Here is an 18,226-nt window from a genome sequence, read left to right as displayed (position 1 = left end):
TCTGGGTCCCGGCTCAAGGCCGGGACACGATCTTTTCGGGACGAGTATCTTTCTTTTCGGATCGCTGTCGGTTTCCAGCTTCGTCGTTCGTCCTCGTCAGGTGGTCCAGCATCAGGAGCTCAGACATGACCGACCCCGTCCAGATCGTCACCCCCCATCTCGTCGTCCGCGACGCCAACGCAGCCCTCGAATTCTACAAGAAGGCGCTCGGCGCGACCGAAACCGTCCGGATGCCGGCCGAGGACGGCAAGCGGCTGATGCATTCGGAAATTCAGGTCAACGGCGCGCGGATTTTCGTCATGGACGACTTTCCCGAGCACCGCGGCTCCCATGGCGTGGACGCGGTGTTTCCGCCGGACCAGATCAAGGGCACGTCGGTGACCATGCATCTCGAAGTCGAAAATTGCGACGCCGCGGTGAAACGCGCAAAGGACGCCGGCGCGACCGTCACGCTGGAGCCGTGGGACTCGTTCTGGGGCGCGCGCTACGCCCGCATCATGGACCCGTTCGGCCATTCCTGGAGTTTTGCGCATAATCTGCCGGCGAAGGGGTAGGGGTAACCCCGGAGTCCTCCCTGCGAACGCGTGAGTTCGCAGGGACGGCCAAATCATCAATACCCGCGCCTGCGGTCCACCACATTCTCCAGCGCGCCGCCGGCCTCGAAGCGCGCGATCTGCTGCGCGACATATTTCGATATCTCGTCGGGATCGGTGTCGGCGGCGTTGTGCGGCGTCAGCACCACTTTTGGATGGGTCCAGAACGGGCTGTCCACGGGCAGCGGCTCGGTGGCGTAGACGTCGAGCGAGGCGCCACCGAGCGTGCCGTCGTCGAGGCATTGCAGGATGTCGGCCTCGTTCTGCAAGGCCCCGCGGCCGGCATTGATCAGCACCGGCGCGCCGAGTGGGCTGGTGCGGTTCAGTTTCCTGAAAACGTCACGGTTGAGAATGTGTCGCGTCTCCGGCGTCAGCGGCAACAGGCAGACCAGGATGTCGGTCCGCCGCAGGAACGCTTCGAACTGCGCTTCGCCGTGAAAGCAATCGATGCCGTCGATCGCCCTGGGGCTGCGGCTCCAGCCCGCGACGCGAAAGCCCAGGCGCTTCAGCACACCTGCCGCATCGGCCCCGAGCGTACCCAGCCCCATGATGCCGACCGTAACAGCCGCCGCCGCCCATTGCGATTTCGGCGCCCAGCGCTTTGCGCGCTGGGATTCCCGCAAGTAGGGCTCCTGCCGGTGGTGCATCAGCACATGCAGCGCGACGTACTCGGTCATCCGCGCGGTGAGGTCGGTGACGGCCACGCGCACCAGCGGCACGTCAGGCAATGAGCGGTCCGCCATCAGCGCGTCGACACCGGCGCCGAGATTGAAGATGACACGCAGATTGGGGAAGACGGCGAGTTCGCCCGGATGCGGCTTCCACACCGCGGCGTAATGCACCTCCGCCGGATCGAACGAGGCATCCGGCAGCAGCAGCACGGACCGTCCCTCGCAGACCTCGTCGAACCGGCCCTTCCAGCGCTGCGGCGACCAGTTTTCCGTCCCGCCATGCACCAGCAGGGCGAGCGCACCTTTGTTCACTGTCATTCTTTCGGCCGTCCCTTTCGCATCGCCACCCGGCGTGACTCCCATCACATAATCGATCGACCCGCTTCTCTAGCCTCCTTTCGTTCAACAAGGGAGGCCCTTCACATGCGCAAATTGCCGACGAGCAAAAGGTGCGCCGGATCACCGCCAAGTATGGCGTCAATTGGTAATGCGTAAAATCGTCATCGTAGCGGTGATGTCCTGGGCGGCGCTCGCCTCCCAGGACAGTCACCGCGACTTTGGCAGGACGAAGGTTGAGGCCGTCAGATGAAAACGGTCAGGTGTATCATTCTCATTCTCTGTGTGTGCGGTCTTTGTTCCAAGGCGATCGTCCACGCCTACAGGCACTTCAATCCGCCACCGCCTCCGATCATCGGCCCCTGACCGGCAACGGAACATCTGAAAATTTCTTCGACGCACCTGTCGGCAGCGGGCATAATCGTTCGTCATTATGACAACGGAGATGTCAGCCCTCATGCTTTACGCCATCCTTTGCTATCACGACGAAGACACCGTCGGTTCCTGGACCAAGGAACAGGACGCCGCGGTCATGAAGAAGCTTGCCGTCGTGCAGGACAACCTCGCCAGGCAGGGCCGGCTCGGTCCGGTCGCGCGGCTGCTGCCGACGACGGCGGCGACCACGCTGCGCAAGGACGATCCGCCGCTGGTGCTCGACGGCCCCTATGCCGAAACCAAGGAACAATTGCTCGGCTTCTATCTGATCGACTGCAAGGACCTCGACGCGGCACTCGACGTCGCCCGCGATCTCGGCGCGGCCAATCCCGGCGGCGCCTACGAGATCCGTCCCGTCGGCCAGTTTGCGCCGGGGAGTGTGCAGCCGTGACCGACGCCGCCTGGATCGATGCCGCGCTGACCTCGGCTCGCCCCCAGGCGGTCGGCGCGTTGCTGCGCTATTTCCGCAATCTCGACACCGCCGAGGAGGCCTTTCAGAACGCATGTTTGCGCGCGCTGAAGAGCTGGCCGCAGAACGGCCCGCCGCGCGATCCCGCGGCGTGGCTGATCATGGTCGGGCGCAACGTCGCGATCGACGATATCAGGCACAGCAAGAAGCAGGAGGCGTTGCCCGAGGACGAGGCGATATCCGATCTCGATGACGCCGAGGAACAGCTTGCCGAGCGGCTCGACGGCTCGCACTATCGCGACGATATCCTGCGGCTCCTGTTCATCTGCTGCCATCCGGACCTGCCGGCGACGCAGCAGATCGCGCTCGCGCTGCGCATCGTCTCAGGGCTGACAGTCAAGCAGATCGCGCGCGCCTTCCTGGTCTCGGAAGCCGCGATGGAGCAGCGGATCACGCGGGCCAAGGCCCGCGTGGCCGACGCCAACGTGCCGTTCGAAACGCCTGATGCGGCGGAGCGCTCTGAACGCCTCGCCTCCGTCGCCGCCATGATCTACCTGATCTTCAACGAGGGCTATTCGGCCTCGGGCGATACCGCCGAGATTCGCGCGCCGTTGTGCGAGGAGGCGATTCGTCTGGCCCGGCTGCTGCTGAGGTTGTTCCAGAGCGAGCCCGAGATCATGGGGCTGACCGCGTTGCTGCTGATACAGCATGCGCGCGCTGCGGCCCGGTTCGACGCCGATGGCGCGGTGATCCTGCTCGACGATCAGGACCGTACCAAGTGGAACAAGTCTCTCATCTCCGAGGGACTGGCGCTGATCGACAAGGCGATGCGTCATCGCCGCAGCGGGCCCTACCAGGTGCAGGCCGCGATCGCGGCGCTGCACGCCCGCGCCGAAAAGCCTGAAGATACCGACTGGACCCAGATCGACCTGCTTTATGGCGCGCTCGAGGTCATGCAGCCATCGCCGGTGGTGACGCTGAACCGTGCGGTTGCCGTATCCAAGGTGAAGGGACCACAGGCGGCGCTCGACATGATCGAACCATTGGCGCCGCGGCTGTCGAACTATTTTCATTTCTTCGGCGTGCGCGGCGCCTTCCTGATGCAGCTCGGCCGCAACGACGAGGCCCGCACCGCCTTCGACCGCGCCATCGCGCTGGCGAACACCTCGGCCGAAGCCGCCCACATCCGCATGCATCTCGACCGCCTGCAGCGCGACAGCCAGCCCCGCGGCAAAAAGGCGGGGAAGTAGTAGTTCCCATCGCTCTCCATCGTCATGGCCGGGCTTGTCCCGGCCATCCACGTCTTTCTTGCCGAGGCCGCTGAAGACGTGGATGCCCGGGACAAGCCCGGGCATGACGAAGCACACATCGAAATTTTTCATTCCCCCTGTCGGTTTCCGCTCTCCTCGTTCGTCTTGAAATCGAACAGCCATTCAAGACCACGGGGATCAATCATGACTGTCATCGCCGAGACCCTTCCGGCCTCAAAACCCGCACGCTGGACCGGCCGCATCATGAGCGCGCTGGTCATCGTGTTTCTGTTGATCGACGGCGCCATCAAGCTGGTGCCGTGGCCGGTCGTCACCGAAACCATGGACAGGATGAGCTATGGTTCGAGCGAAACGCTGGCGCGAAGCCTCGGCCTCATCACCATCGTCTGCACCGCGCTCTACTCGATACCGCCGACCTCGATCCTCGGTGCGATCCTGCTCACGGGCTATCTCGGCGGCGCGATGGCCTCGCATGTGCGGATCGGCAGCCCCCTGTTCACGCACGCCTTGTTCGGGCTTTATCTCGGCCTGATGGTGTGGGGCGGGCTGTGGCTGCGCGACAAGAATCTGCGCAGCTTGATCCCGTTCCGTCGCTGATGTGCTTCAACGGTCGTTCACGAATACGGAGCCAGTCATGTTTGAAGTCCTTGTCACCATCGCTGTCATATTGGCGATTGCCATTGCCGCAGTCCTCATTCTCGCCGCGACCAAGCCGGGCACGCTGCGCGTGCAGCGCTCGGTAAGCATCAAGGCGCCGCCGGAAGGGATATTTCCGCTGATCTCCGACTTTCATCAGTGGCTGACCTGGTCGCCCTACGAGCAGAAGGACCCGGCGATGAAGCGCACCTATAGCGGTGCGGAGCGCGGCAAGGGCGCGGTCTACGCCTGGGACGGCGACAAGAATGTCGGTTCCGGCCGCATGGAAATTCTCGAAGCCTCCGCGCCGCAAAAGATCGTCATCAAGCTCGATTTCTTCAAGCCGTTCGAAGGCCACAACACCGCCGAGTTCACAATGCTGCCGCAGGGCGATGGCACCCATGTCACATGGCTGATGCATGGTCCCGCACGCTTCGTGACCAGGCTGATCCAGGTCTTCATGAATCTGGACAACATGATCGGAAAGGATTTCGAAGCCGGCCTCGCCAATCTGAAGAAGCAAACCGAGAAATGAGCGCGACTACTATCGTGTCCCGAACGCGGCGCAGCACGGAAGTGATGCGAACGCAGAGCCGGGACCCATCGATGGACCCCGGAACAGCAGCGCATCACTTTACTTTGTGCTGCGCTGCATCCGGGGAATGCCGTAACTGATTAACAACCCCATGGAGCCAGCGATGCAGGTCAATCCCTATCTGTTCTACGACGGCAACTGCCAGGAAGCGCTGAAGTATTATGAAAAGGTGCTCGGCGCCCAGATCGGGGCGACGTTTCCCTATGAGGGCGCGCCGCCCGACATGCCGACGCCGCCCGACTGGAAGAACAAGCTCATGCATGCGAGCATCACGATCGACGGCGAGGTGCTGATGGCGGCGGACGCCATGCCCGGCGATTACCATCAGCCGCAGGGCTTTGCCGTCTCGCTGCAGGTCGAGGATCCCGCGGATGCCGAGCGCCGCTTCAACGCGCTCGCCGAGGGCGGCACGGTGCGGATGCCGTTCGGCAAGACCTTCTTCTCCAATGGGTTCGGCATGTGCGTCGACAAGTTCGGCATTCCGTGGATGGTAAACTGCCCCAAGGAAGACATGTGAGCGCAGATTGTAGGATGGGTGGAGCGAAGCGATACCCATCGGCATCACGAACGGAATTGATGGGTATCGCTGCGCTCCACCCATCCTACAAATCCTATCTGCACCGCGGATAGATCGCGGCGAGTTCGCGCCCGCGCAACAGCAGCAGCCGCGACGTCAATCCACCGCGGCGGCTGATCCAGTCCCGCACCGCCGCCGGATAGGCTTCCTGCACCGCGCGCGAGGCCTCCGGTTCGGCGTAGATCCGGCCACGGCCGTCGATCGAGCGAGCGGCATGAAATCCCAGCACCGCGCGGCGGGTTACGCAGATGCGCTCCTCCGGTATCGTCATCAGCAACAGCGTGCAGGCCGACAGGCATGGCCCGTCGATCACCACCCGCTCGCCGGATTGGCGCACCCGATCGAACAGTTCGAGAAACGGTCCGACCGCCCCGCCGGGGCTCGCAAGAATGCGAATCTCAGCGCGCGCGGGCAGGATCGCCGCGAACAGCGCGGCTGTGGCAACGACTACTTTGATGACCGCCATTCGCATGCGCGGCTCCTTCGTCAGACAACCTGCCTCCGGCCCAGTTACGCTGAGATATGTGGCAAGTTTCGTCAATCCTCCGCGGCGGAGACGCCGGCCCCGGCGGAGGTATGCCTTCACGGCTCTTGCCTTGTGGGAACCCCTCACACCAGCCCTCTCCTGGTCAAGGACGGGCAGAAGGATCCGTCACCCGTTCCGCCGCGCGCCGCGCAGCGTCGGCAGGCCGATGCCGGCGGCATCAAAACCGCCGTCGACCGCGAGGATCTGGCCGGTGATGTAGCTCGAGCGATCGCTGCACAGGAAGAAGATCGCTTCCGCCAGCTCCTCCTCAAGGCCGTAACGATTGAGCGGAATGGCGTCGTGATAGTCGGCGCGGATCTCAGGCGTATGGACCTGCTTCGCCATCGCGGTCTCGACCGGGCCGGGCGCCACGGCGTTGACGCGGATGCCGAGCGAGGCCAGTTCGACTGCGAGCTGTTTTGTCAAATGCGCCAGCCCGGCTTTGCTGGTGCCGTAGGCCGAGCGCAGCGTCGAGGCACGCACCGCCGAGATCGACGTGATGTTGACGATCGCGCCGCCGCCATGTTCGCGCATCAGCGGCGCGGCCGCTTTCGTGCACAGGAACGGCCCGGTGAGGTTGACCTCCAGGATCCGACTCCAGTCTTCGTCCGAAGTTTCGAGCAGCGGCGCGAACACCGCGATGCCGGCATTGTTGACCAGCGCGTCGAGTCGGCCGAAGCGCTGGTTCAACGTCGCCATCGCATTCGCCACCGCCATTGCATCGGAGACGTCGCAATGCAGCGCCAGCGTGTTGTCGGGGTCGGCGAGGCCTGCGACCGCGCTCCGCAGCAACTCGCCCTCGATGTCGAGCAACGCCACCCGCCAGCCCTCGGCGAGAAACCGTTTGGCCGTCGCAAGCCCGATGCCGCGCGCGGCGCCGGTGACGAGAGTAACTTTTTGCGGGGAGGGAGGCATGGGCGGGTCCGTTGGCGAGCGATGAATTTCCCGCTCGTATAACCCATGCCCCGTTCCGTGTCCCGGCTGCGGCGCAGTGAAATTCAATGCAGAGTCGGGCAGGCCCGGTACGATACGGGAGCAGTCCCGTATCGGGTCAATGCGCCTGCCGATGGCGAAGCGTTACCGCTGCGAGATCGCCTTCGCTTCCGCGGCGGCGCGCTGCATGCTGGAGGACATCTCGCTGGTGACGGTGCTTTGTTCCTCGACCGCGGCTGCGGTGGCCGTGACATATTCGCTGACGCCCTGGATCGCCTGCCTGATGCTGTCGAGCGCGCCGACGACGTCGCCGGAGATGCCGTTGAGATTTCCGATCTCCTGCCCGATCTTGTCGGTCGCCTGCTTGGCCTGGGTGGCGAGGTTCTTGACCTCGGAAGCCACCACGGCAAAGCCGCGCCCGGCCTCGCCGGCACGCGCCGATTCGATCGTCGCGTTGAGCGCCAACAGGTTGATCTGGCCGGTGATGTTGCCGATCAGTTCCACGATGCCGCTCATGGCCTGCGCCGCTTCGTTCAGGCGCTTGGCCTGGGTGTCGGCCGCCTCGACCCGCCCGACCGCGGTCGCCGCGGTCTCGCGCGACTTGGTCATGGCTTCGGAGATTTCCCGAACCGAGGCGTTCAATTCCTCCGCGCCGGCGGCCACCGTTTCCATCATGCCGCGCACGCGTTCGTTGCCCATGCGCACCAGCACCTGCGCGGTGGTGTCGGTGGCATATTTGACGACCTTGAACGGCTTGCCGTTGAGATCGAGGATCGGATTGTAGGACGCCTGGATCCAGATTTCCTTAGCCCCCTTGCCGATCCGCTTGTACTCGGCCGCCTGGTATTCGCCGCGGTTGAGCGCGGCCCAGAATTCGCGGTAGGCCGCGCCGTCGCGCTCCGACGGATCGACGAACATGCTGTGGTGCCGGCCGCGGATTTCGTCCAGCGCGTAGCCGACTGTCTTGAGGAAGTTCTGATTGGCGCCGATGATGGTGCCGTCCATGTTGAATTCGATCACGGCCTGCGACTTGCCGATGGCTGCGATCTGGCCGGCGAGATCCGCAGTCGCCAGTTTCTGGCTGGTGATGTCGGTGGCGAACTTCACCACCCGGAACGGCTTGCCCTTCTCGTCGAGCACCGGGTTATAGGAGGCAAGGACCCAGACTTCCCGGCCGCCCTTGCCGATCCGCTTGTATTCGGCCGACTGGTTTTCGCCGCGGTTGAGGCGCGCCCAGAACTCGCGGGAGGCCGCGCTGTCGCGCTCCGAGGAGTCCACGAACATGCTGTGGTGCTTGCCCTGGATTTCGGCGAGCGTGTAGCCGAGGGCTTTGAGGAAATTTTCATTGGCGGTAACGATGGTGCCGTCCATCTCGAATGCGATGACCGCCTGCGCGCGGTTGATCGCGGCGATCTGGCCGGCGTCCTCCATGCTCTTGATCTTGCGCGCGGTAATGTCGGTTGCAAACTTCACGACCTTGAAAGGCTTGCCGTTGCCGTCAAGAACCGGGTTGTAGGTCGCCTGGATCCAGACCTGCTTGGCCCCCTTGCCGATCCGCTTGTATTCGGCGGCCTGGTATTCGCCGCGCTTGAGCGCCGCCCAGAAATCACGATACGACGCGCTGTCGCGCTCCGACGGATCGACGAACATGCTGTGACGCTTGCCCTGGATTTCGCCGAGCGAGTAGCCAAGGGCTTTGAGGAAATTGTCGTTGGCGGTGAGGATGGTGCCGTCCATGCCGAACTCGATCACGGCCTGCGAGCGGCCGAGCGCATCAGCCAGCGCCTTGTCTGCAGAGGAGTTCTTGAGAAACTGAAACACGGAAAGCCTCATCCGGATCGAGGTGAAATAATGAGGCTGTCGACCAAACGTTTTCGAGCCTCGTTGCCAGGGTCCACGTTTGACCAAAGGAAGAAAGAATGCGTTAACGCTGTTCTCCGTAAGATGACGGATAGCATCGCAAAATAACGCGGACCTTAAGGATACATCCGCGCAACCCGCCCGCCGCGCGAGCATGGCGGGCGCGCGATTCGGGCTACCTTCCGTTCACGACGCTTTCGTAGGCCGCCTGCAGTCGCTCGCCGATCGACGGGCCCGTTCGCCTGCGCCGCTTCACGCCGAGATGGCTCTCGCGCAATTCATCCATGAACTCGGCCCACATTTTCGGTCCGCCCTCGCTGAGCAGCCGCGCGCGGATGCCGAGCTCCTCGCTGACGGGAAGATATTTGTAACCCCAGGCCGCCATCTGCGCGAGAATCGGCAACAGCTCGACGCCCTGTTCCGTCAGCGAATAGATTCCCTTCTGCTTGTGCGTGGGATCGTCCTCGCGGGTGATGATCCCCTCATCGAGCAGGGTCTTCAGACGGTCGGCGAGAATGTTGGAGGAGATGCCTTCCTCGGACTTTGTCAGCAGCTCGCGAAAATGCCGCCGGTTGCCGAACATCATGTCGCGGATGATGAGCAGGCTCCATTTATCGCCAAGCACTTCGAGCGAGAGATTGATCGGGCAGCCGGAGCGGCTGATGTCGGTCATGTTCGGTTCCAGACGGGCGGTCAGGCGCCCTTAAAAACTGCTTGCAATATTGCACCGGTTGTCTCAGGATACAACCGGTTGCAAATCGCAATCGGTTTTTAGAGGAGGTGCCGCGATGGCGAAGTTGATCATGTGGAACCTGATGACGCTGGATGGGTTCGTCGAAGGTCCGAACCGGGATATCTCCTGGCATTCCGACGTCTGGGGCGAGGAACTGGAGCAATTGTCGATCGAGCAGTTGAACGCCGCCGGCGGATTGATGTTCGGCCGCGTCACCTACGAGCTGATGGCCAATCACTGGCCGAGCGCGACCGGCGAGGTCGCCGATTTCATGAATTCCGCGCCGAAATACGTCTTTTCGCGCACGGTGACGAAATCCGACTGGAACAACACGCAGATGTTCAGCGCTGACGTCCCCGAGACCGTCGCCAGGCTGAAGCGCGACAGCGCCAAGGATATCTTCCTGTTCGGCAGCGCCGATCTCGCTGCCAGCCTGATCCCGCACGGATTGATCGACGAGCTTCGCATCGCGGTGAACCCGATCATTCTCGGCGGCGGAACGCCGCTGTTCAAGCCGGGCGAAAAGCGCAAGCTGAAGCTGATCGACAGCCGGGCGCTATCGACCGGCATCGTGATCCTGCGCTACGTGCCCGCAAGCTGATCGTCTTGCGGGCAGGGCCGTCAATACCTTGCGGGCAAGGCCCGTCAAATACTTTGCGGGCAAAGCCCGTCAATACGTTGCGGGCAAGGCCCGTCAACAGGGGAGATTTCAATGTCGCTGACGCTGCATTTCCACCCGCTGGCCTCGTACTGCTGGAAGGCGCTGATTGCGCTGTACGAGAACGACATTCCGTTCACGCCGAACCTGGTCGATCTCGGCAATCCCGCCGAGCGCGCAGCGCTGGTGAAGCTGTGGGGAACAGGCAAATTTCCGGTGCTGCGCGACGACGCGCGGAACGAGACCGTGCCGGAGTCCAGCATCATCATCGAATACCTCGACAGGAACTATGGCGGCCGGACCCGGTTCATCCCCGACGAGTCCGGCCGTGCCCTGCAGACGCGGTTGCGTGACCGCTTCTACGATCTCTATGTGCATCTGCCGATGCAGAAGATCATGCTTGACCGGCTGCGGCCCGAGGGCAAGACGGATCCACACGGCGTCGGAGAGGCGAGGGCGCAACTGCGGACGTCCTACGCTATGATCGATCAGCAGATGGCAAGCGGCGGCTGGGCGATGGGCGAGGATTTTACCCTTGCCGATTGCGCCGCCGCGCCGTCGCTGTTCTACGGCAGCATGGCCGAGCCGTTCGGCGACGCGCATAAGAATCTTTCGGCCTATATGGAGCGGTTGAAGGCGCGCCCGTCATTCGCGCGCGTGTTGCAGGAGGCGGAGCCTTATTTCCAGATGGTGCCCAAGGAGCCTTGAGAAGGAGCGTTGAATGGCGTCCACCAGCAGGGCGGATACGATCCGCGCCATCTTTGCGGCCTATCTGACTGATGACCGCAAGTTCGTCGAGAACGCGTTCAGCGATGATTTCCGCTTCACCAGTCCCTACGACGACAACATCGACAAGCCGACCTATTTCGAGCGGTGCTGGAACGGCAGCGACTGGATCGAACGGCACGAGCTGGAGCGGATTTTCGTCGAAGGCGACGAGGCCTTCGTGACCTATCGTTGCGTCGCCAAAGGCGGAAAGACTTTCCGCAATACCGAATTTTTCGTCTTCGAGGGCGACAAGGTGAAGCGCATCGACGTCTATTTCGGCGCGACCTATGAGAACGGCACGTTCGTCAAGCAGCCATCGGCCTGACCGGATTGTCGGTTTGGCGCAGGCCGGTTCGTCCTGCGTCAGATTGTCTTTGAATCACGGAAGGAACAAGGAATGAGCGACGCCCTCTTGAAGCCGCGCCTGGAGCGCATGCACGACGTCATGGCCGGCCATGTCGCCAGCGGTGACATTCCGGGCCTGGTGACGCTGGTCAGCCGCCGTGGCGAGCTTCACGTCGATGCCATCGGCAAAATGGCGATCGGCGGCGCGCCGATGCAGCGCGATACCATCTTTCGCCTCACCTCCATGACCAAGCCGATCACGGCGGTTGCCGCGATGATCCTGGTCGAGGAATGCAAGTTGCGGCTCGATGACCCCGTCGATTCCTTTCTGCCTGAGTTGGCCGACCGCAAGGTGCTGCGCGCCGTCGATGGGCCGCTCGATGATACCGTCCCCGCCCGACGCGCGATCACGCTGCGCGATCTCCTGACCTTCCGTCTCGGTCTCGGCATGCTGACGGTGTTTCCGGATCGCTATCCGATCCAGAAGGCGATCGCCGAAGCAGGCTTTGCGCCGGGGCCGGTATTCCCTTCGTTTCCGCCCGACGAATTGATGCGGCGCTACGGCACGCTGCCGCTGATCTATCAGCCGGGCGAGCGCTGGCTCTACAACAGCGGCACCGAAATCCTCTCCGTGCTGATCGCGCGCGTGGCGGGCACGACGTTGGCTAAATTTCTCGAGGATCGCATCTTCGCGCCGCTCGGCATGAAGGATACCGGCTTTTACGTGCCCGAAGCCCGCCGCGCGCGTTTCGCGACCGCCTATGCGCGGGACCCCGCCACCGGCGAATTGAAGGTATTCGACGATCCCGCCACCGGCAGATGGGCAAAACCGCCGGTGTTCGAGAATGGCAGCGGTGGACTGGTGTCGACCGCCGATGATTTCAACGCTTTTGCGCAGATGATGTTGAACGGCGGGCGGCTTGGAAGCGAGCGCATCCTGTCGCGGCCGTCGGTCGAACTGATGACGGCCGATCAGCTCACGCCCGCGCAGAAGCAGGGCTCCGAGCTGTTCCTCGGCGACGTCAAGGGTTGGGGCTTTGGGCTCTCTGTGTACACCGGGCGTGACGATCTCGCCCATGTGCCGGGTCACTTCGGCTGGTTCGGCGGCTACGGAACTTCGTGGTATTCCGACCCGCGGGAGAGTTTCACGGGGATCCTGTTGACGCAGCGGATGATGGAATCGCCGCAACCGCCGCGTGTGATGGCCGACTTCTGGACCTCCGCCTATCAGGCGATCGGCGATTGATGGCCAGGAGCATGATCCGGAAAAGTGGACACCGGTTTTCCGAAAAGATCATGCTCAAACAAAAAGATAGAGCGGGATGACGACTCGAAGAGAAGTCATCGCGCTCTAAGGTCAAATTAGATCCAAAATAATTTCCACTGACATGTCGGGGGCGTAAAAGCCCGCTCGTCTTGTTGACGAAGGCCGGCGCGGCAGTAGCCGGCCCAAAACGATCAAAACGGAGAACAGCGATGCGATTCATGGTGATTGTGAAAGCCAGCAAGGATTCGGAAGCCGGCGTGATGCCGAGCACGGAACTGCTGACCGCGATGGGCAAGTTCAACGAAGAAATGGCCAAGGCCGGAATCATGGAAGCCGGCGAGGGCCTGCATCCGACCTCGAAGGGCGTGCGGATCACGTATGGAAGTGGGCAGGGCAACGTCAGCCGTGGGCCGTTCGCTCTCTCTGGCGATCTCGTCGCGGGTTTCTGGCTAATCAACACCAAATCGCTGGATGAAGCGATCGAGTGGATGAAGCGCGCCCCGTTCCTCGATAGCGACGAGATCGAAATCCGCCAGGTGTTCACGACAGAGGATTTCGGCGAAGCGCTCACCGCCGAACTGCGCGAGCAGGAAGAGCGACTGCGGACGCAGACCGCGAAGAAGTGACGATCGCCATCCAAAGAACAAGGAACACCCACCATGCGATTCATGATGCTGATGATCCCCGTGGGCTATGAGACCGCGCCGCCGGACGTCCAGCTCGACCCCGAACGGGTCAAGGCGATGATGAAGTACAACGAGGCGCTCAAAGACGCCGGCGTGCTGATCGCGCTCGACGGGCTGCATCCGCCGTCGATGGGGGCGCGGGTTTCATTTGCCACCGGCAAGCCTGTCGTCACCGACGGCCCCTTCACCGAGGCCAAGGAAGTGCTCGGCGGCTACTGGATGATCAATGTGAAGTCGCGCGAGGAGGCAATCGCCTGGGCGAAGAAGTGCCCGGCCTCCGAGAACGAGATCATCGAAATCCGCCAGGTGCAGGAGATCGAAGATTTCTCCGAAGAAGTGCAACAGGCGGCCAAAGGCTTCGACGAGCTGCAGAAGGGAAATGCGCACAAGGCACGGTGAGTCCGGAGGCACTGCAACAGGGCTCCGCACGCCATTAAGTCGAGAGTCTATCGCAATCCGTCAACCGCAAAGGGAGGAGAAACCTCATGAGCGCCAACGATACGTTCCTCGCCGTCTTTCTCGGCAGCAAGACCAGTGCGAAAATGGCGGCCTGGAATGCGCTGCCTGAGGCTGAGCGGCGCGCCAGGGAGCAGCAGGGAATCGCGGCGTGGAAGGCTTGGGTCGAAAAGCACCAGGCGGCGCTCGTCGCCATCGGGGGCCCGCTCGGCAAGACCAAGAAGATCGATTCAAGCGGTGTTGCTGACATCGCCAACGAAATGGGCGCCTTCGCGGTGGTGCGCGCCGGCTCGCATGAGGCCGCCGCGAAACTGTTCGAGAACCACCCGCACTTTGCGATCTTTCCCGGCGAGCGCGTGGAGATCATGCCGGTCCTCCCGATCCCGGGCGGTTAGACCCGGGCGGTTAGAATCGTCCGGAATTTGCGTCGCCCCGCATGCCGTTAATCTTGATGAACGCCAGTTAACGCCTCAAAATAAGTGACCTTTTCACCCGGCTCATGTAAAAGCCTTTCACATGAGCTGGCGAAAGGACCAAGGCCGCAGCGAGCGCGGCTACCACCACGGCAATTTGAAAGAGGCTCTGCTGCAAGCGGCGCTCGGCCTGATTGCCGAAAAAGGCGCGGCCGGTTTCACCTTCGCCGACGCCGCGCGGATGGCCGGCGTCAGCCCCGCTGCGCCCTACCGGCATTTCCGCGACCGCGAGGAACTGCTGTCCTCGATCGCCCAACGTGGCTTCGAGCAGTTCGAAGCGCTGCTGACGCAGGCTTGGGACGACGGCCGGCCGGATACGGTTACGGCGTTCGAACGGGTCGGCAAGGCCTATCTCGCCTTCGCGCGCAACGAGCCCGCGTTCTATTCGGCGATGTTCGAATCCGGCATTCCGGTCGATTTAAATCCTACATTGATGGCTGCCAGTGAGCGTGCCTTCGCCATCATCCGGGCTGCTGCCGAGCGACTTGCTGCGCTGGCGCCGCCCGGCATGCCGCGGCCGCCGGCGATGATGATGGCGCTGCATATATGGTCGATGTCGCACGGGGTCGCGTCGCTGTTCGGCCGCGGCGACGCCGCGCGGCGAAAACTGCCGATGTCGCCGGAGGAACTGCTGGAAGCCGAAGTGCTGATTTACCTGCGCGGCCTCGGCTTCCCGACCGACCGCCGGCCAACGGACCAGAAGCCGCCAGGCCCGCCACCGGTGCCGCCTGCCGGCGGTGGACCTTCAGGCCCTTGGGGAACTCCCAAATAAAATTTTCGACGGTGCGGCGAGCCGCCCGCTTGACAAAAATCGTGGATGGTTTAGGTATGTAAATGTTATTTACATTCACAACGGCGTGATCGCCGTCATGGAGAGGGAAATGGCCTACACCGCAGATGTCAATCGATGGCGCGGCCCGAGGGAAGAGAACTATCGTCCGCATATGCTTGAGAGCCCCTGGCACCCCGGCTGGATCGCGGTGACCATCCTCGGCTTCATCATTTGGTGGCCGATCGGGCTTGCCCTCCTCTTTTTCACACTAGGGAGCAGAAAAATGGGTTGCTGGAGCAACGGTGATCGCTGGCAGAACAAGATGGAGCGGATGCAGTACAAGATGGACCGGATGCGCAATCGCATGGAAGGCCGTGGCTTTGGCGGCTTCGGCTTCGGTCCGCCCACGAGCGGCAACCGCGCCTTCGACGAGTACCGCATGGAAACCCTGCGCCGGCTCGAGGAAGAGCAGGTCGAGTTCAAGAATTTCCTCGACCGCCTGCGTCACGCCAAGGACAAGGAAGAGTTCGACCAGTTCATGGCGCAGCACAAGCCGCGTCCGACCCCGCCGAACGACCAGCCGCAGCAGGGCTAAAGCGAACAGCGTCGCGAGTGAGAGTTCAGCCTCAGGCGTGATGCCCCCATGATGCCTGATGGCGATACAGCCGCCCATCTGCGAGAGCAGGTGGGCGGTTTGTTTTTTACACACCCGAAATCGGCGGTGACGCGCCTTCATCGAAGAGATGTTTTCGCCGCCTCCTTTGCAATCCAGGCGACGAACCGTGCAACTCGTTTGTCGTTGGCGAGCGCCGCGGGCCAGCGGACAATATGCGCTTTGCTGGACGCCATATCCCAGCCTGACGACACGACGCGGCAAAGTCGCCGCTCCGCGAGGGCATCGTGAACCAGCAGTGACCGGCCCAGGACGACGCCGCTGCCCTGCAAGGCAGCAGCGATTGCGGTACCGAGATTGTCGAAGCGAAGCCCGGCCGGAGCGGGAGCCGCGATCCCGAGCCGCTCGAACCAGACCGGCCACGACCACTCCGCGCCATCGTTCCGGCCCACGTAACCCTTGTGCAGGATCGGCAAGGTGCCGAGTGCGCCCGGATCCTTCAAGGGCCGCCCGCGCGGCAGAAGCGACGGGGTGGCGACCGGGAAAACCATCTCGTCGAATAGCAGGCGTTGGGTCGAGGTCGCGCGCGCGCTGGCCTTGGGCAGCCACCGGATTTGCACGTCGAGATCAAGTGCGCGCGCCTGAACATCGCTTTCGATGATGAAGAGTTCGATCGCCACGTCCGGATGGGCGGACGCAAACGCCGGCAGACGCCTGACCAGCCAGTAGTCCGCGAGGGCGGAGCCGAGCCCGATTTTTAGCGTCGCCGGCTGCACCGTCGCACGCGAGCGGGCGCGCAGCTCCGCCATCTCGTCGAGCATCCGCCCCAACCCCTCGGCCAAGGTCACGCCGGCCGGCGTCGGCAAAAGGCCGGTCCCGGTGCGGTTCAACAACGGCGCGCCGACAAAGGCCTCGAGCCGTTTCAGCCGGTGGCTGATCGCGCTCTGCGTGAGCCCCAACTCACCAGCCGCGAGCGTCATGCTGCGGTGACGCAAAGCCGCGTCGAACGCGATCAAACCATCAAAAGGGGGAAGGGCACGCATGCGCGAGACTATGAAGGAGATTCATGCCGATGTGAACAATTAGCGTTGGCGTACTGCGGCGGCTCAAGACACCAGTAGTCGCCGCACAGCTCCGAGATCGCCCGATGAAACCGCCGACGAACATGCCCGACAGTGACAATGCTCAGCCTGCACCATCCATGGCGCCGGCGCTGCTTCTGGGGATGGCGGCTTTCCTCGCCAACTTTGACGTGACGGCGGTGGTCATTGTCTTGCCGGCGGTCGCACGTCACCTCGGGTTCGGCGTGGCTGGATATGCCTGGGTCATGGACGCCTACAGCCTGGCGTTCACAGGCGCCTTGCTCTTTGCGGGGGCGTTGGCGGATCGGTATGGGCGGCGGCGGGCGATGCTCGCCGGCAACGGCATTTTTGCTCTCGCGTCCTTGGCGTGCGGGATGGCCTGGGACGGACCGACATTATGGGCTGCCCGCGCCCTGCAGGGTATTGGAGCCGCATTCATCATGACCGGCGGCATCGCGCTGATCGCGACCGTCTATGCGCAAACGCAGGCGCGTACGCGCGCATTCGCCTGGCTCGGCGTCATGTCCGGCATCGCCATGTCTCTTGGTCCGACCATCGGTGGCCTTGTCTCATCATGGATCGGTTGGCGCTGGATCTTCCTCATCAACTTGCCGGCCTGCGCCTTGGTCGCATGGGGCGTGCCGCGGCTGGTCCCGGAAGTGCGCGAGATGGTGCCCCGGCCGCTCGACATCCTGGGTGTCCTGCTACTCACCACTGCGTTGGCTGTGCTGGTGGAGGCGCTGCTGCTCGGTCGCACCTCGATCGCGCACCTGACCGGCGGGGTCGCGCTGAGTGCGTTGCTGCTTACTGTATTCGCGACACAGCAGAGGCGCCTCGACAAACCGATCCTCGATCCCGACGTATTCGTTCAGCGAGCAATGATCGGGATTGCGATACTCCTGTTCGCCGTCTCAGTCGGCTATTGGGCGGTGCTCGTCTATTTGCCGCTGTTCTTCGCGACGGCCTTCCACTGGTCCTCGGAAGTGGCCGGTATCGCGCTCCTGACGGCCACGCTGCCGATGCTGTTCCTGCCGCCGTTGGGCGGCTGGCTTGTCGGCCGAATAGGATGGCGGCTGCATTTCGCCCTGGCGCTTGCAATCGTGGCAGCGGGCAACGTCGCCATTGCGATCGCGCTCATGTCGGGCGGCGCAGCACCGCCGATGATTCCGATCCTCTGCGGCATGGTCGCCATCGGGTTTGGTGTCGCGCTCGCCCACCCCCAACTGTCGGGCGCAGTCGTTGCGCTGGTGCCTCCCGATCAAGCCGGCATGGCATCTGCCGTGACCGTCGTCATGCGCCAGGCCGGCTTCGCAGTCGGTATCGCCGTTCTCGGCGCGGTGCTCCATGCCGACGGATGGGCGATCGGTTATGTCTGGCTGTTTTCGGTAGCCGCGATTGCATCGATAGCCGGACTGGTCGCGGCGCTCGCCTTGCTGCCCGCGCAAGCGGTCGCGTCACGTAGCAGCGCGACCTGCCGACCGGCCGTCACCCCCATCCGTTGAGATAGGCGAGGGCGAGCACGATCCATACG

The 18,226-nt window shown here is 63.1% G+C and carries 22 protein-coding genes; 16 read left to right on the top strand and 6 right to left on the bottom strand.

The genetic code is table 11. The features are described 5' to 3' along the window. The first annotated feature begins 125 nt into the window (after nucleotides 1–125). Entirely contained in the window at nucleotides 126–554 is a 429-nt protein-coding gene (locus V1279_RS29360) for a VOC family protein (RefSeq protein ID WP_334443162.1), read from the top strand. A 56-nt stretch (nucleotides 555–610) separates the two neighbouring features. On the opposite strand, the gene V1279_RS29355 is transcribed toward V1279_RS29360, so the two are convergent. Next, nucleotides 611–1,576 carry a 2-hydroxyacid dehydrogenase gene (locus V1279_RS29355; protein ID WP_334446618.1) on the bottom strand — a complete coding sequence of 322 codons (966 nt, stop codon included), beginning with the start codon at nucleotides 1,574–1,576 and terminating at the stop codon, nucleotides 611–613. Between the two features lie 481 nt (nucleotides 1,577–2,057). On the opposite strand from V1279_RS29355, the gene V1279_RS29350 reads away from it, so the two are divergent. The 5 genes from V1279_RS29350 to V1279_RS29330 all read left to right on the top strand — a co-directional run bounded on the left by V1279_RS29350 (nucleotide 2,058) and on the right by V1279_RS29330 (nucleotide 5,463). After that, nucleotides 2,058–2,426, top strand: a complete 369-nt coding sequence (locus V1279_RS29350; RefSeq protein WP_334446617.1) for a YciI family protein — start codon at nucleotides 2,058–2,060, stop codon at nucleotides 2,424–2,426. After that, nucleotides 2,423–3,694 (top strand): RNA polymerase sigma factor, encoded by a 1,272-nt coding sequence (locus V1279_RS29345; protein ID WP_334443160.1) that lies wholly within the window; start codon nucleotides 2,423–2,425, stop codon nucleotides 3,692–3,694. The genes V1279_RS29350 and V1279_RS29345 overlap by 4 nt, the downstream gene beginning before the upstream one ends. A gap of 204 nt (nucleotides 3,695–3,898) precedes the next feature. Beyond that, the gene (locus tag V1279_RS29340) at nucleotides 3,899–4,312 is read left to right on the top strand and encodes a DoxX family protein (protein ID WP_334443157.1); all 414 of its coding nucleotides are present in this window, start codon (nucleotides 3,899–3,901) and stop codon (nucleotides 4,310–4,312) included. 37 nt (nucleotides 4,313–4,349) lie between these two features. Next, nucleotides 4,350–4,886, top strand: coding sequence for an SRPBCC family protein (locus V1279_RS29335; RefSeq protein WP_334443154.1), 537 nt, complete (start codon nucleotides 4,350–4,352; stop codon nucleotides 4,884–4,886). A 163-nt stretch (nucleotides 4,887–5,049) separates the two neighbouring features. Then, nucleotides 5,050–5,463: a VOC family protein gene (locus V1279_RS29330; RefSeq protein WP_334443151.1), complete on the top strand. Its 414-nt coding sequence runs from the start codon at nucleotides 5,050–5,052 to the stop codon at nucleotides 5,461–5,463. Nucleotides 5,464–5,557: 94 nt separating this feature from the next. Here the strand turns inward: V1279_RS29330 and V1279_RS29325 are convergent, their stop codons facing one another. The 4 genes from V1279_RS29325 to V1279_RS29310 form a co-directional block, all read right to left on the bottom strand. Beyond that, nucleotides 5,558–5,995: a hypothetical protein gene (locus tag V1279_RS29325; RefSeq protein ID WP_334443148.1), complete on the bottom strand. Its 438-nt coding sequence runs from the start codon at nucleotides 5,993–5,995 to the stop codon at nucleotides 5,558–5,560. Between the two features lie 180 nt (nucleotides 5,996–6,175). Beyond that, the gene (locus tag V1279_RS29320) at nucleotides 6,176–6,964 is read right to left on the bottom strand and encodes an SDR family NAD(P)-dependent oxidoreductase (protein ID WP_334443145.1); all 789 of its coding nucleotides are present in this window, start codon (nucleotides 6,962–6,964) and stop codon (nucleotides 6,176–6,178) included. A gap of 162 nt (nucleotides 6,965–7,126) precedes the next feature. Further along, complete coding sequence (locus V1279_RS29315; protein ID WP_442894835.1) at nucleotides 7,127–8,803, bottom strand: methyl-accepting chemotaxis protein; 1,677 nt, start codon at nucleotides 8,801–8,803, stop codon at nucleotides 7,127–7,129. Nucleotides 8,804–9,017: 214 nt separating this feature from the next. Next, nucleotides 9,018–9,515, bottom strand: a complete 498-nt coding sequence (locus V1279_RS29310) for a winged helix-turn-helix transcriptional regulator (RefSeq protein ID WP_334443140.1) — start codon at nucleotides 9,513–9,515, stop codon at nucleotides 9,018–9,020. A gap of 115 nt (nucleotides 9,516–9,630) precedes the next feature. Here V1279_RS29310 and V1279_RS29305 point away from each other — a divergent pair, with 115 nt between their 5' ends. From V1279_RS29305 to V1279_RS29265, 9 genes are all read left to right on the top strand, one after another. Beyond that, complete coding sequence (locus V1279_RS29305) at nucleotides 9,631–10,176, top strand: dihydrofolate reductase family protein (protein WP_334443138.1); 546 nt, start codon at nucleotides 9,631–9,633, stop codon at nucleotides 10,174–10,176. Between the two features lie 111 nt (nucleotides 10,177–10,287). Next, on the top strand, nucleotides 10,288–10,941 hold the full coding sequence (locus V1279_RS29300) for a glutathione S-transferase family protein (protein WP_334443136.1): 654 nt from the start codon (nucleotides 10,288–10,290) through the stop codon (nucleotides 10,939–10,941). Nucleotides 10,942–10,954: 13 nt separating this feature from the next. Continuing rightward, nucleotides 10,955–11,326 carry a nuclear transport factor 2 family protein gene (locus V1279_RS29295; RefSeq protein WP_334443134.1) on the top strand — a complete coding sequence of 124 codons (372 nt, stop codon included), beginning with the start codon at nucleotides 10,955–10,957 and terminating at the stop codon, nucleotides 11,324–11,326. A 72-nt stretch (nucleotides 11,327–11,398) separates the two neighbouring features. After that, complete coding sequence (locus tag V1279_RS29290) at nucleotides 11,399–12,592, top strand: serine hydrolase domain-containing protein (RefSeq protein WP_334443132.1); 1,194 nt, start codon at nucleotides 11,399–11,401, stop codon at nucleotides 12,590–12,592. Between the two features lie 230 nt (nucleotides 12,593–12,822). Then, nucleotides 12,823–13,239 (top strand): YciI family protein, encoded by a 417-nt coding sequence (locus tag V1279_RS29285; protein ID WP_334443130.1) that lies wholly within the window; start codon nucleotides 12,823–12,825, stop codon nucleotides 13,237–13,239. 33 nt (nucleotides 13,240–13,272) lie between these two features. After that, nucleotides 13,273–13,698, top strand: a complete 426-nt coding sequence (locus V1279_RS29280; protein ID WP_334443128.1) for a YciI family protein — start codon at nucleotides 13,273–13,275, stop codon at nucleotides 13,696–13,698. Nucleotides 13,699–13,784: 86 nt separating this feature from the next. Next, the gene (locus V1279_RS29275; RefSeq protein WP_334443125.1) at nucleotides 13,785–14,150 is read left to right on the top strand and encodes a hypothetical protein; all 366 of its coding nucleotides are present in this window, start codon (nucleotides 13,785–13,787) and stop codon (nucleotides 14,148–14,150) included. Nucleotides 14,151–14,271: 121 nt separating this feature from the next. Next, nucleotides 14,272–15,000, top strand: a complete 729-nt coding sequence (locus tag V1279_RS29270) for a TetR/AcrR family transcriptional regulator (protein WP_334443123.1) — start codon at nucleotides 14,272–14,274, stop codon at nucleotides 14,998–15,000. Between the two features lie 109 nt (nucleotides 15,001–15,109). Continuing rightward, on the top strand, nucleotides 15,110–15,595 hold the full coding sequence (locus V1279_RS29265) for a DUF2852 domain-containing protein (RefSeq protein ID WP_334443121.1): 486 nt from the start codon (nucleotides 15,110–15,112) through the stop codon (nucleotides 15,593–15,595). 137 nt (nucleotides 15,596–15,732) lie between these two features. Here V1279_RS29265 and V1279_RS29260 read toward each other — a convergent pair whose 3' ends face one another. Next, nucleotides 15,733–16,629, bottom strand: a complete 897-nt coding sequence (locus V1279_RS29260) for a LysR substrate-binding domain-containing protein (protein ID WP_334443118.1) — start codon at nucleotides 16,627–16,629, stop codon at nucleotides 15,733–15,735. Nucleotides 16,630–16,760: 131 nt separating this feature from the next. On the opposite strand from V1279_RS29260, the gene V1279_RS29255 reads away from it, so the two are divergent. Then, on the top strand, nucleotides 16,761–18,197 hold the full coding sequence (locus V1279_RS29255; RefSeq protein WP_334443115.1) for an MFS transporter: 1,437 nt from the start codon (nucleotides 16,761–16,763) through the stop codon (nucleotides 18,195–18,197). The last annotated feature ends 29 nt before the right edge of the window (nucleotides 18,198–18,226 follow it).

This window comes from Bradyrhizobium sp. AZCC 1610 (genome assembly GCF_036924515.1).
Taxonomy (GTDB): Bacteria; Pseudomonadota; Alphaproteobacteria; order Rhizobiales; family Xanthobacteraceae; genus Bradyrhizobium.
Note: the sequence above shows the minus strand (reverse complement) of the source record. Positions and strands in the feature narration are given on the sequence as shown.